This window comes from Azospirillum griseum (assembly GCF_003966125.1).
GTDB lineage: Bacteria > Pseudomonadota > Alphaproteobacteria > Azospirillales > Azospirillaceae > Azospirillum > Azospirillum griseum.
Window position 1 is genome coordinate 95,425 of record NZ_RXMA01000020.1, and the last position, 12,269, is coordinate 107,693.

8 protein-coding genes are annotated in these 12,269 nt (G+C 68.4%); 1 reads left to right on the top strand and 7 read right to left on the bottom strand.

The window, feature by feature from the left end; translation table 11 throughout:
- Positions 1 to 54: 54 nt before the first annotated feature.
- From EJ903_RS18820 to EJ903_RS18835, 4 genes are all read right to left on the bottom strand, one after another.
- Positions 55 to 405: a zinc ribbon domain-containing protein YjdM gene (locus EJ903_RS18820; RefSeq protein WP_126618321.1), complete on the bottom strand. Its 351-nt coding sequence runs from the start codon at positions 403 to 405 to the stop codon at positions 55 to 57.
- Positions 406 to 532: 127 nt separating this feature from the next.
- The gene (locus EJ903_RS18825; RefSeq protein ID WP_174237330.1) at positions 533 to 1,843 is read right to left on the bottom strand and encodes a branched-chain amino acid ABC transporter permease; all 1,311 of its coding nucleotides are present in this window, start codon (positions 1,841 to 1,843) and stop codon (positions 533 to 535) included.
- A gap of 140 nt (positions 1,844 to 1,983) precedes the next feature.
- The gene (gene bcp / locus EJ903_RS18830; RefSeq protein WP_126618323.1) at positions 1,984 to 2,448 is read right to left on the bottom strand and encodes a thioredoxin-dependent thiol peroxidase; all 465 of its coding nucleotides are present in this window, start codon (positions 2,446 to 2,448) and stop codon (positions 1,984 to 1,986) included.
- Positions 2,445 to 5,465 carry a bifunctional [glutamine synthetase] adenylyltransferase/[glutamine synthetase]-adenylyl-L-tyrosine phosphorylase gene (locus EJ903_RS18835; protein WP_126618325.1) on the bottom strand — a complete coding sequence of 1,007 codons (3,021 nt, stop codon included), beginning with the start codon at positions 5,463 to 5,465 and terminating at the stop codon, positions 2,445 to 2,447. Before EJ903_RS18835 ends, bcp begins: the two co-directional genes overlap by 4 nt.
- Positions 5,466 to 5,597: 132 nt before the next feature.
- Between EJ903_RS18835 and EJ903_RS18840 the strand changes: the two genes are divergently transcribed.
- Positions 5,598 to 9,338, top strand: coding sequence for a DUF3971 domain-containing protein (locus tag EJ903_RS18840; RefSeq protein ID WP_126618327.1), 3,741 nt, complete (start codon positions 5,598 to 5,600; stop codon positions 9,336 to 9,338).
- A gap of 45 nt (positions 9,339 to 9,383) precedes the next feature.
- On the opposite strand, the gene EJ903_RS18845 is transcribed toward EJ903_RS18840, so the two are convergent.
- From EJ903_RS18845 to dapD, 3 genes are all read right to left on the bottom strand, one after another.
- The gene (locus EJ903_RS18845; protein ID WP_126618329.1) at positions 9,384 to 9,953 is read right to left on the bottom strand and encodes a hypothetical protein; all 570 of its coding nucleotides are present in this window, start codon (positions 9,951 to 9,953) and stop codon (positions 9,384 to 9,386) included.
- Between the two features lie 16 nt (positions 9,954 to 9,969).
- The gene (gene dapE, locus EJ903_RS18850) at positions 9,970 to 11,139 is read right to left on the bottom strand and encodes a succinyl-diaminopimelate desuccinylase (RefSeq protein ID WP_126618331.1); all 1,170 of its coding nucleotides are present in this window, start codon (positions 11,137 to 11,139) and stop codon (positions 9,970 to 9,972) included.
- 114 nt (positions 11,140 to 11,253) lie between these two features.
- Positions 11,254 to 12,096, bottom strand: a complete 843-nt coding sequence (gene dapD / locus EJ903_RS18855; protein ID WP_126618333.1) for a 2,3,4,5-tetrahydropyridine-2,6-dicarboxylate N-succinyltransferase — start codon at positions 12,094 to 12,096, stop codon at positions 11,254 to 11,256.
- Positions 12,097 to 12,269 lie beyond the last annotated feature (173 nt).

Here is a 12,269-nt window from a genome sequence, read left to right on the forward strand (position 1 = left end):
GATTGGTCTGGGTTGAGTTTTTAATCGTTACTGCCTGAATTGGCCTGCTTGCTCTCAGGCTTTTTTGACGAATTCGGACTTCAGATCCATCGCGCCGATGCCGTCGATCTTGCAGGCGATGTTGTGGCCGTTGGCCCCGTCGGTCAAGCGGATGCTCTTGACCTTGGTCCCGCCCTTGATGACCAGGGAGGAACCCTTGACCTTGAGATCCTTGATGACGGTCACGCTGTCGCCGTCGGCCAGAACGTTGCCGTTGGCGTCGCGGACCACCGAATCGTCGTCCGTGGCGGCGCTGGCCGCCGTGTCCGGGTTCCATTCATGCCCGCATTCCGGGCAGATCCACAGGCTGCCGTCGTGATAGGCGTGTTCGGATTGGCATTGCGGGCAGCTCATGGCGTCGGACATCCGGCGTTCCTTCGTGTCTTTGGGGCGTGGGGGCGGGTGGCGAAGGAGGCACCCTATAGAGCAACGCCGGGCGGATCGGAATACCAAGTTTCACGGTGTGGGTATTCGAAAAAACGGTGCTCGGGCCTCAATCCCCCCGCCCGCGCGGTTGCCCCAACAGCCCCTGCGGGCGGTAAATCAGGAACAGCGTCAGCAGGGCGAAGGCGACGATGTCCTTGTAGGCGATGGCAAAATAGCCCGACCAGAAGGTTTCCACCAGCCCCAGCAACGCCCCGCCCAGCATGGCCCCCGGCACCGATCCGATGCCGCCGACCACCGCCGCCGCCAGCGCCTTGAAGCCGATCAGCGAACCGGTGAAGAAGCTGACCCCGCCGTAATAGAAGGCGATCACCGACCCGGCGGCGGCGGCCAGCGCCCCGCCCAGGGTGAAGGTGATGGCGATGGTGCGGTTCACATCCACCCCGACCAGCTCCGCCGCCGCCAGATCGTCGGTGCAGGCGCGGTGCGCGCGGCCATAGGGGGTTTTCCAGATGATCGCCCACAGCAGGAGATACAGCCCGGCGGTCAGCCCCAGAATCGCCAGTTGGGAGGTGAGCGCGGTGACGGTGAAGGCCCCGTCGCCGATCAGGTCATGGCGGTCGGCCAGCGCCGGGGTCGGCCACCAGTCGCGGGCACCGTGCAGCAGCCGCACCCCCTCCTGATAGGCGACCGACATCCCGACGGCGATGATGAGCGGGGTGTGGGAACGCACGCCGCGCAGCCGACGGAACACCAGCCGGTGCATGGTCCAGCCCTGCGCGGCGGTGAAGCCCATCGCCAGCACCAGCACGGCGAACAGCGCGGGCGGCCAGGTGGCCAGCCCGAACAGGCCCAACCCGGCGGCGGCCATGGCGGTCATCATCGCGCCCAGCATGGTCAACTCGCCCATCGCCAGATTGATCTGGCCGATGATGGCGTAAACCAGGGTGTAACCCAGCGCCAGCAGCCCATAGACACAGGCCACGGTCGCCGCGTTGACGATCTGTTGCAGCAGGAACAGCCAGGGCGTCCACGCCGTGTGCGCGCCGGGCAGAAAGCGGGCCTCCGGCGCGGCGTCGTTGCGGGGCGGCTTGATGCGGATCCATTGCTCCAGCATCGCAAAGCGCATCTCGCCCAGCCAGCCGCTGCGGTCGGTCGCCACCCCGGTCAATTGAAGCCGCCCGGCCTCGGTCGCGGTTCCGGCGAAGCGGCAGGCGATCCAGCGGGCTTGCCCGCCGGATCGGTAATCCAGCCGCACCACCCGCGCGTCGTCGGCCAGCGGGCGGGCCGACACGGCGCTGTAGCTGTCCTCCTCGAAGGCGGGGATCAGCTTGCGGCACAACAGCTCCTGGTCGGCGTCCACGCCGCACCCGGACAACAGGGCCAGACAGGCAAACAGCAGCAGCAGGGTACGGCGCACGGGTCAACCCGGTCGTGACGGGGTGGTCAGCCTATCGGCATTCCACCCGCTTGTCATGGGCCGGGTTGAACAGAAAACGGGCCGGACCTCTCCCCGCTTGCGGGGGAAGGAGGGCCGGCCCGGTCGATCCAAGCGGGGCGTTACAGCGCCTTCACCGCCTTCAGCACGGCGGCGACGTGGCCCGTCACCTTCACCTTGCGCCAGACGTTGCGCACGGTCCCGTCGGCGCCGATCAGGAAGGTGGCGCGCTCCAACCCCATATACTTGCGGCCGTACATGCTCTTTTCGACCCAAACGCCGTAGGCCTCCGACACGCTGCCGTCGGTGTCCGACGCCAGGGTGAAGGGCAGCTCGTATTTGGCCTTGAACTTGTCGTGGCTGGCAACGCTGTCCTTCGACACGCCGATCACCACCGCGTCGACGGCGGAAAAGTCCGGCAACTGGTCGCGGAAGCCGCAAGCCTCGGAGGTGCAGCCCGAGGTGTCGTCCTTCGGGTAGAAATACAGCACCACCGGCTTGCCGCGCAGGGCCGACAGGGTGACGCTGCCGCCCCCATCGGTGGGCATGGTGAAGTCCGGGGCGATGGTTCCGACGTCAACGCTCATGGCAAGCTCAGATCCTGTTGGGAAGCGGGCGGGGTGAGGTGGGACGCCGGTTCCTCGACCAACGCCACATAATGGGCGTGGGCGCGGGCGGCGATGGACCGGATAGTGGTGTCCAGTTCGGCGAAGTCAACCGTTGCCGGGTCACGATCCGGGAAGGCGGCGCGGGCCAGCCCGGCCAACAGGGTGGGCGACACCTGATCGGGATCGAGCACCCCGGCGGTGGTCAGGCGCAGGAAGCCCTGCACCCGCCGCCACAGGCGCAGGGTCGATTCCAGCTCCGCCGCGATGGCGGGATCGAGCGCGCCGGTGCGGGCGGCGTTGCGCAGCGCCTTGGCGGTCCCGATGTGCAGGATCTCCGGGCGCTCGTGGCCGTGGCGCAGTTGCAGATATTGCGCGGTGAATTCGATGTCGATCAGGCCGCCGCGCGCGTATTTGATGTTCCAGGGGTTCTTGGTGCCGAACTCCTTGTCGATCCGGCGGCGCATGTCGGCGACGTCCCACAGCAGCTTGTCGGGGTCGCGCGGGGCGGTCAGCACGTTGCGGATGGCGGTGGCCACCCGTTCGGCCAGGGCGGGATCGCCGCCGATCACGCGGGCGCGGGTCAGGGCCATCTGTTCCCAGGTCCAGGCGTCGGTCTTCTGGTACTGAAGGAAGGCGTCGAGCGCGGTGGCCAGCGGTCCGGCGTTGCCCGACGGGCGCAGCCGCATGTCCACCTCGTACAGCCGCCCGTCGGCCATCGGGGCGGTGATGGCGTTGGTCAGGCGCTGGGTCAGCTTGATGTAATACTCGTTCGGCGACAGCGGCTTCGGCCCATCGGACATGCGGGCGTCGCCCTGCACGTCGTAGATCACGATCAGGTCGATGTCCGACGTGATGGTCAGTTGGCGGCTGCCCAGCTTGCCCATCGCCACCACGACCCAGGCCCCGCCGGGGATCCGGCCATGGCGGGTGGCGAACTCCGCCTCCACCCGCGCGGCCAGATCGGGAACCACGATGTCGGCCAGATCGGCGAGGAAGGCGCCGCAGCGGTCGCCGTCGGTGATGCCGCGCAGGATGTGGGTTCCGGCGCGGAACCGCTGGTCGTTGGTCCAGCGCCGCGACAGGGTCAGCGCGTCCTCGAAATCGCGGGCGGCGGCCAGGGCGCGGGCGTGGTCGGCGGCCAACCCGCTGTCCGTGCCGGGCAGGGTGTCAAAGAAGTCGGGCGAGATCACGGCGTCGAGCAGCGAGGGGTTGCGCGACAGTGTGGCGGCCAATTGGGGGGCGGTCCCCAGGATCTCGGCGGCCAGCTCCATCAGCCAGGGGTTGGCGACGAACAGCGAGAACAGCCCGACCCCGGCGGGCAGCTTTTCCAGGAAGCTGTCAAAATTCATCAGTGCGGCGTCGGGGGCCGGGGTCTTGGCCAACTGCGTCAGCAGGGTGGGGGTCAGTTCGGTCAACAGCTCCCGCGCGCGGCCCGACCGGGTGGCGCGATACCGGCCCCGGTGCCAGGAGGACACCACGGCGATCACCCGGCTGGGATCCTGGAATCCCATGCCGCTCAGCGTCTTGACCGTGCCGGGGTCATCGTCGGTCCCGGTGAAGACCAGATTGCCGGGGCCGGACAGCGACGGCGCTTCCTCGAACAGTTCGGCGTAACGGTCCTCCACCCGGCCCAATTGGGTCAGCAGATCGGCGCGGAAGTTCGCGGGATCGTCATAACCCAGGAAGGTGGCGAGATGGGCCACGCCCGCGTCATCCTCCGGGATGCGGTGGGTCTGCTGGTCGTTGGTCATCTGGATGCGGTGTTCGACCCGGCGCAGGAAGTTGTAAGCCTCCTCCAACTCATCCACCGTCGCCAGCGGAACCCGCCCGATCTCGCACAGGGCGCGGTTGGCGCGCAGCGTCGGGGCGATGCGCACGCGGGTGTCGCGCCCGCCGAAGATCAATTGCTGGGTCTGGGCGAAAAACTCGATCTCGCGGATGCCGCCGCGCCCGACCTTGATGTCGTGGCCGTTGACCGTCACCTCGCGGTGGCCCTTGTGGGCGTTGATCTGGCGCTTGATCGAATGGATGTCCTGGATCGCGGCGAAGTCCAGGTTGCGCCGCCAGATGAAGGGTTCCAGATAGCGCAGGAAATTCGCCCCCGCCTCCAGATCGCCCGCCACCGCGCGGGCCTTGATCATCGCCGCGCGCTCCCAATTCTGGCCGACGCTGGCGTAATAGATTTCGGCGGCGGAGACCGACACCGCCAGCGGCGTGGCCCCCGGATCGGGGCGCAGGCGCAAATCGGTGCGGAAGACGTAGCCGTCCTTGGTGTGTTCATCCATAATGCGGACAAGATCCCGCGCGATACGGATGAACGTCCGCGCGAGGTTGTCCGGCTGGGGCGTCTGCACAACGGCGTCGTCGTACAGGACGATCAGGTCGATATCGCTGGAATAGTTGAGTTCGCGCCCGCCCATCTTGCCCATGCCCAACACGATCAGGCCCGAGCCAACCCATGGACGCTGCGGATCCGGCAGCGTCACCGTCCCCGCCTCCCCGGCGCGCCGCAGCAGATGGGCGGCGGCCAGCCGCACGGCGGTTTCGGCGGTGTCGGTCAACGCCCCCGTGACCTGTTCCAGCGTCCACAGCCCGGCGATGTCGGCCAGCGCGATCAGCAGCGCCGCCCGCCGTTTGGCCACGCGCAGCCCGGTCATCAGCCGGTCGATGGCGCGCTCCTGCCCGTATTCCTTCTCCAGCGACGCCATCAGCGCGGCAAAGGTGGCGTCCACGCCATCCTCGACGATGCGGCGGACAAAGGCCAATTCGCGGGTCAGGCTCTGGCGCAGATACTGGCTGTTGCCGCACACGGCGTCGATCAGCGCCCGGCCCATGGCCGACGCGGCAAAGCCCTCCGCCCACTCCTTCAACCCGGGGTCGGTGGCGGCGGCGGCCTGTTGGAGCCAGCGCTCCCGGCCCAACGCCGCCTGTTCCGGGTCGAACGGGCGGGGAAAGGATGCGGTGGCCAGCGTGACGGCGGGGAGGTCGGACGGCATGGGTGGCGGCTTTCCTGCTCAAATCATGGGCAAAAACCTGCACGGCTTGCCGGGACGCGTCAATCGGGCGTTTGCCGCTTCGACGGTTGGTGCCGTGACGCGCGGGATCGTGGCGGCCGGGCGGTGGTCCGCGTGATCCGGCGGACGGCCAAGATTCTGGGGCTGTGCGCCGCCGGAACCACGGTGGTTGGCGCGGCGGCGGTCGGGCTGTTCCTGTGGCGGTTGGCGCAGGGGCCGATTCCGCTCGACCCCTTCATTCCGATGATCGAGGAGGTGTTGCGCGATCCCGATGGCCGCTTCACCGCCGAGGTCGGCGAACTGGTGCTGTCGTTGGAATCGGAGGAGGCGGTCGGCGAGGTTGGGGCCGGGCCGCGCCGGATCGATCTGCGCGCCCGGCGGGTGCGGGCGGTCAACGCCGACGGGGTGGAACTGGCGGCTGCGCCGGAGATGGGCATCGGCTTTTCCATTCCCGGTCTGTTTCTCGGCAAGCTGGTGCCGACCCGGCTTGATCTGGTCCGCCCACGTGTCCAGGTGCTGCGGCGGGCCGATGGCAACCTGACCTTTGACGTGCGCTCCACCCCCGCCGTCCCCTCCGAGCCAGTGGACGTGGCGGACCCGAATCGCCCCGATCCGTTGCAGGAGCTGTTGGAAAGCCTGCGCGGCGCGCCCGATCTGAACCGCCCGATGGGGGCGTTGCGCCGCCTGTCGGTGACGGGGGCAGACCTGACGGTCGACAACCGCATGTTGGGCCTGTCCTGGCACGCCAAACGCGCCGACATCGTGCTGACACGCGATGGGCAGGGCACCGAAGGCCGGGCGCGGTTGGCGCTGGATTTGTCCCCGCAGGAGGGCGACCGCCCGGTGACGCTGAACATCAGCGGGCATTACCGCAACGGTGATGCCGCCACCGATCTGGTCATGACCGTCGACGCGTTCAACCCGGCGGCGCTGGCGGCCATCGGCCCGGCGTTGGCTCCGCTGGCGGCGGTCGATCTGCCCGTCAGTGGCCGGACGGAGGCCCGACTCGATGGCCAGTTCCGCCCCACCCGCGTCGTCTTCGATCTCAAGGCCGGCGCTGGGCGGGTGATGATCCCGGAGTTGCGGCCCCAACCCTATGCCGTGACCGGGATGAGCGCGCGTGGGCAACTCGACCTGTCCAATGGCGGGCGGGCGCTGACGTTTGACGGGGTGACGGTGGCCCTGGGGGGGGACCAACCGGCCAGCCTGGTGGCGCAGGGAACGGTGACGGAGCGGGACGGGCGGCGCAGCGGTTCGGGCACCCTGTCGTTGACGGTGGACGGACGCACCGCTGGCCTGAGCGCGACAGCCGAACCGGTGGGCGACGGCACCCTGCGCGCCTCGGCACGCTGGGCCGATCTGCGGCCCGATGCGCTGGCTGGTTTGGCCCCGGTGCTCGCTCCATTGGCGGCTGCGACGGTGCCGTTGGCGGGTGCGCTGGAGGTGACTCTCGATCCCGACCTCCGCCCGATGAGCGGTGTTGCGACGCTGACCGCTGGCACGGGGCGGATCACGCGACCGGACCTGTTCGACCGTCCCCTGCCGGTGGCATCGGCGGAATTGCGCGTGGCGGGGGAGCGCGGGGCGGACGGTGCCAACCGGTTGCGGGTGGAGCGGCTGGCTCTTGGGCTTGGCGATCTGGCCAACGGTCCACGCATTGAGGGAACGGCGGCGGTGGAGGAGCGCGGTGGAACCGCGCGCGTCACCACCGACGTGTCCGCGCGCGGTGTACCGTTGGACGATCTGCGCCATTATTGGCCAACCCCTGTGGCGATCAACGCGCGCGGTTGGGTGACGGAGAATGTCACCGCCGGTGTGGCGACGGTGGCCACCGCCAGCGCCGACCTGACCCTGCCGTTGAGCAATCCGGCGGCGGCGGTCATGAACCGGTTTCGCGCCGAACTGCGCGGTGAAAACGCCAGCGTCCGTTATTTCCGCCACCTGCCGCCCGCCACCGGCGTGGCGATGGAGGCGGTGGCCGATGGCAAGACCTTCGCCATCCAGACCAAGGGCGGTCGGGTCGGCGAGATCGAGGTCGGCGATGGGACGGTGCTGATCGATGGGTTGGACATTGGCAAAGAGACCATCGACATCCGCGTGCCGGTGTCGGGCGGCGTGCGCCCCATCCTGACTCTGCTCGACACCCCACCGCTGGGTTATCCCAGCAAGTTGGAGTTGGACCCCAAACGCACCCAGGGCACGGTGGAGGCGATGCTGCATTTCGCCTTCCCGCTCCTGGCCGACCTGACCTTTGACCACATCGCGCTTGATGTGGCCGGAACCATGCGTGGCGTGGGGGTGGAGAAGGTTGCGGCGGGGATGAACGCCACGGACGGAAACCTTTCGCTCGCCCTTGATCTGAAAGCCATGGCGATCAAAGGCACCACCAAGCTGGACGGCATCCCGGTCAGCGTCGATTGGAAGGAATCCTTCGAATCGCAGGGGACCGGCCCGCGCACCCGCATCGCGGTCAAGGGCATGGTGGACGCCAACGATCTGCGCAGCCACGGCATCGATCTGGAGGAGCGGGTGGTGGGGCCGATGGGGGCCGACATCCTGTTCACGGTGGACCGCCGCCACAAGCTGGCGCTGACCGCCGCGATGAATCTGGAAAAGACCCGCCTGTCCATCGCCGAACTGGGGTGGGAAAAACCGCCCGGCCAGCCCGGAACCGGCAAGCTGGCGCTGGAGTTCGACAAGGACCGTCCTACCCGCATCAGCGGCTTGACGGTGGACGCGGGCGGGTTGAAGGCGCAAGCCAATCTCGAATTGGCCGACGGGGGCCGCCGCGTGGCCCGTGTCGTGGTGCCGTCGCTGAAGGTCGGACAGACCGATCTGCGCGCCGACGTGACCGTGCGGCCCAAAAGCGGCTCCACCCCGGTCGGTTACGCCGGAACCATCAGCGGCGAGAGCCTGTACGCCCGCAAGCTGATGGGCAAGGGCGAGCCGGGCGAACCGCCGCCGCCGCCCGAACCGCCGGACGCAAAGAAAAACCCACTGGATTTGGATCTGAAGTTCAATTCCGTGGTGTTTGGCGACGGTCGGCGATTGCGGCAGGTCGCCGGAACCGTGCGGCGCGACGCCAACGCCTGGACCCTGCTCGACATCACCGCGCGCAGCGGCACCGGGGCAACGCGCAGCGGCAACGGCGGGGCGGTGTCGCTGTCCTACAAACCCGGTCCAAAGGGCCTGTATGACGTGGCGATCCGCGCCGACGATCTGGGGGCCGCCCTCAGCGCCATGGACATCAACGACCGCGTGCGCGGCGGACAACTGGCCATCACCGGGCGGACGACGGAGCCGCGCGCCGATTCGGCGATCGAGGGCCACGCCGAGATTCTGAACTACAGCCTGATCGACGTGCCGGTTCTGGCCCGCCTGCTCAACGCCATCTCGCCATCGGGCTTTGCCGAGTTGCTGGAGGGCGGCAAGGGGGTGAATTTTGGGCGCATGGTGGCCGATTTCCGCAAGAAAGGCCCGGCGCTGACTTTGGTCGATCTGCGCACCACCGGGTCCGCTCTGGGCCTGACCTTGGAAGGCGACGTCGATCTGGACCGGGAAACCGCCAACCTGCGCGGGACCATCGTGCCGATCTATGGGTTGAACCGATTGGTTGGGCAAATCCCGCTGCTGGGCGATCTGTTGAGCGGCGGGGAAGGGCAGGGCATCTTTTCCGCCACCTGGCGGGTGCGCGGGCGGCTGTCCGACCCGGACGTGACGGTCAACCCGTTGGCCATCCTCGCCCCCGGCTTTCTGCGCAACCTGTTCTTCCTGGGTGAAGGCGAACCGGCGGTGCCGCCCGCCGCGTCCTCAGCCAAGCCGGAAGCGCCCGCGTCGGGCCTGCACGAGCGGTGATCCGTACCTTTTGACCGGCCCCCTGATCAGGAGGGGGCGGTCGGCTCACAGAAGGCTGTCGGCGATGTCGGTGATCATGGCGGACAGGAACAGGTCGATCATCACCAGCGCGGCGACGCCCAGGCCCGGCAGCTCCAACGCGGTGCGCAGCACGAACCATTGGTAGGTCAGCATCGCCATCATAACGCCCAGCACCAGCCCCTCAGTGAAAAAGGCGGGAAGCAGGCCGCTGGCCGACAGCAGCGTGGCGGGCAGATAGACCGCCATCTGAATGACCGCCGACCAGTTGTAGGCGGTGAGAGCGCCCGGAAACCGCTCGTCCTTCCCCATCAGGGTCAGGATGCGGTGCAGGGTCAGCGGGAACGCGGTCCAACTGACGACGTAGGCGATGGCTTCGACGATGACCAGCTGGGGCAGCGGCGTGTCGTCCACCTGCCCCGACAGCCGCAGCAGCAACAGCAGTGCATAGGCGGGCAGCACCAGCAGGGCGGCGAAGAAGGAGGCCACGGCCCCGTCCGGGCTGCGGTCCAGAACGGCGAAGCCGCTGGCGTCGAAACGGGCCAGCCGGTAGACGCCGGTCAGCGCGGTGAGGATCGCGGTGGGGCTGGGCGGCATCGCCGACGCCCTCCGTTCAGGCCGCCGCGCCGGTGCCGGGCAGGCGGGTGAACACGCGCTCCAGGATCGTTTCGTAGATCGCCGACAGGCCATGCAGATCGGCGACGGCGGTGTGCTCGTCCACCTTGTGCATGGTCTGGCCGACCAGACCGAATTCGACCACCGGGCAGAAATTCTTGATGAAGCGGGCATCGGAGGTGCCGCCGGTGGTGGAGTAGTCCGGGCGGCGTCCGGTCGCTCCCTCCACCGCGTCGGCGACCAGTTCGGTCAGCGGGCCGGGGGCGGTGAGGAAGGATTCGCCCGAGCATTGGATGGTCAGGTCATAGGCCCCGCCGACGGCATCGAAGCAGCCGCGCAGCCACGCTTCGATGCTGGCCGGGGTGTGGGCGTCGTTGAAGCGGATGTTGAAGGTGGCCTTGCCCTGCGCCGGGATCACGTTGTTGGCCGGGTTGCCGACGTCGATGGTGGTCAAGGCCAGGGTGGAGGGCTGGAAATGCTCCGTCCCCTCATCCATCGGTTTTTCGGTGATCGCGGCCAGCATCCGCACCAGCCGGGGCAGCGGGTTGTCGGCCAGGTGGGGATAGGCGGTGTGGCCCTGCGCGCCATAGACGGTCAGATAACCGGTCAGGCTGCCGCGCCGACCGATCTTGATCATGTCGCCCAGTGCCTTGGGGTTGGTGGGTTCGCCGACGACGCAGGCGTCCAGCCGCTCGCCACGCTCCGCCAGCCAATCCAGCACCTTCTTGGTGCCGTTGATCGCCACGCCCTCTTCATCGCCGGTGATGAGAAGGCTGATCGACCCGGCGGGCGGCCCACCGGCGGCCAGACGGCGCGACACGGCGGCGACAAAGGCGGCGATGGCCCCCTTCATGTCCACGGCACCGCGTCCATACAGCTTGCCGTTGTGGATTTCAGCGGCGAAGGGATCGATCGACCAGCCCTTCAACTCACCGGGCGGGACGACGTCGGTGTGCCCGGCAAAGCAGAAGTTCGGCCCCGCCGTGCCCAGCCGGGCGTAGAGATTGTCCACCGGGGCCGTGCCCTCCTGCTCGAACCGCAGGCGGTGGCAGGTGAAGCCCAGCGGCGTTAGCGCCGCTTCCAGCACGCCCAGCGCGCCGTCGTCGCGCGGGGTGACGCTGGGGCAGCGGATCAGATCCTGGGCGAGGGCGACGGCGTCGATGGTCATGATGGGTCCGGTTGGGCAGAGGCGGGAAAGGCGCAGGCGGTCAAACCGTGTTCCCGCACCCGTCCGCCACGGGCGGGGAGCGGGGGGCGGAGGGAACGGGAACGCGGGGAACGATCAGTCGCGCAGCAGGTCGTTGATCGCGGTCTTGGCGCGGGTCTTTTCGTCCACGCGCTTGATGATGACGCAGCAATACAGGCTCGGCCCCGGGGTGCCGTCGGGCAGCGGCTTGCCGGGCAGAGAGCCGGGAACCACGACCGAATAGGCCGGAACGCGGCCGACGAAGACCTCGCCGGTGTGGCGGTCGATGATCTTGGTGGAGGCCCCGATGTAGCAGCCCATCGACACCACCGCCCCGGTCTCGACGATCACGCCCTCGACGATTTCGGAGCGCGCGCCGATGAAGCAGTTGTCCTCGATGATGACCGGATCGGCCTGCAACGGCTCCAGCACGCCGCCGATGCCCACACCGCCCGACAGATGGACGTTCTTGCCGATCTGGGCGCAGGACCCGACCGTCACCCAGGTGTCGACCATGGTCCCGCTGTCGACATAGGCACCGACGTTGACGAAGCTGGGCATCAGGATGACGCCGGGGGCGACGTAGGAGGAGCGGCGGGCGATGGCGCCGGGCAGGGCGCGGAACCCGGCGGCCTGGAACTGGCCTTCGCTCCAGCCTTCGAACTTCGGCGGAACCTTGTCGTACCAGGAGGAGCCGCCGGGGCCGCCGGGGATCATCTCGTTGGCGTTCAGGCGGAAGGACAGCAGGACCGCCTTCTTCAGCCACTGGTTCACCGTCCAACCGGTTTCCGTCTTTTCCGCGACGCGCAGGTCGCCGGAATCGAGGGCGGACAGCGCCGCGTCCACGGCGTCACGCACCTCGCCGGTGGTGGCGGTGCTCAGGGTGTCGCGGTTGTCCCAAGCGGCATCGATGATGGCTTGCAGATTGGCGTTGCTCATGGCGCGGTCGTTCGGCTGTCGAAATTGGCAGGGACCGGCACCATGGGGCCGGTCCGTGCGCGTGTCAACCGACCGGCGGCGCGTTCCCAGGGCTATCGCATTTGGCCGAGGATGGCTCTGGCGTATTCGTCGGACCAACCTGCCCGCTTTCGCCTGGCTCGGATTGAGTCGGT

What these genes read in the sequence shown, in the direction of transcription:
- EJ903_RS18820 (WP_126618321.1), bottom strand. Translation starts at nt 405, where the DNA reads ATGTCCGACGCCATGAGCTGCCCGCAATGCCAATCCGAACACGCCTAT.
- EJ903_RS18845 (WP_126618329.1), bottom strand. Translation starts at nt 9,953, where the DNA reads ATGCCGCCCAGCCCCACCGCGATCCTCACCGCGCTGACCGGCGTCTAC.
- dapD (WP_126618333.1), bottom strand. Translation starts at nt 12,096, where the DNA reads ATGAGCAACGCCAATCTGCAAGCCATCATCGATGCCGCTTGGGACAAC.
- EJ903_RS18835 (WP_126618325.1), bottom strand. Translation starts at nt 5,465, where the DNA reads ATGCCGTCCGACCTCCCCGCCGTCACGCTGGCCACCGCATCCTTTCCC.
- dapE (WP_126618331.1), bottom strand. Translation starts at nt 11,139, where the DNA reads ATGACCATCGACGCCGTCGCCCTCGCCCAGGATCTGATCCGCTGCCCC.
- bcp (WP_126618323.1), bottom strand. Translation starts at nt 2,448, where the DNA reads ATGAGCGTTGACGTCGGAACCATCGCCCCGGACTTCACCATGCCCACC.